The sequence below is a fragment of the Acinetobacter sp. OYA S30 genome (assembly GCF_033599315.1).
Lineage (GTDB): Bacteria > Pseudomonadota > Gammaproteobacteria > Pseudomonadales > Moraxellaceae > Acinetobacter > Acinetobacter baumannii.
Genome location: NZ_JAWVAV010000172.1, coordinates 1 through 314, shown reverse-complemented (window position 1 = coordinate 314; position 314 = coordinate 1). Strand labels below are relative to the sequence as shown.

At 36.9% G+C, this 314-nt stretch carries 1 protein-coding gene; it reads left to right on the top strand.

The window, feature by feature from the left end; translation table 11 throughout:
• Window positions 1-314, top strand: a 314-nt coding sequence (locus R5R67_RS19670) for a lytic transglycosylase domain-containing protein (protein WP_318755234.1), incomplete at both ends; no start/stop codon positions are given.

The window sequence follows — 314 nt, the reverse complement described above, 5'->3', positions numbered from 1 at the left end:
GTCTGCTGAAGGTGCGGCTAAGTACATGTCTTATCTTTTGAAGCTTTTTAAAGGTGATTTAGAAAAGGCTGTACGTGCATACCATGCAGGTGAAGGCAATGTAATGAAGGGTAAAGGTATTGGTAAAAATAATAATCAATACTGGAAAGACTATCAAAGTTATATGGCTGGTATTAATGGCTATTCTGCTGGCGATATTTCATCAAAAGACTTTGATAAGCTTATTCAAGATACAACTAAAATGGCTGAGGAGCAGGCAAAACTTCGCCTTCAGTTAGAGAATGAGGTTGCTAATCAAGTAACAAAGATTAGGA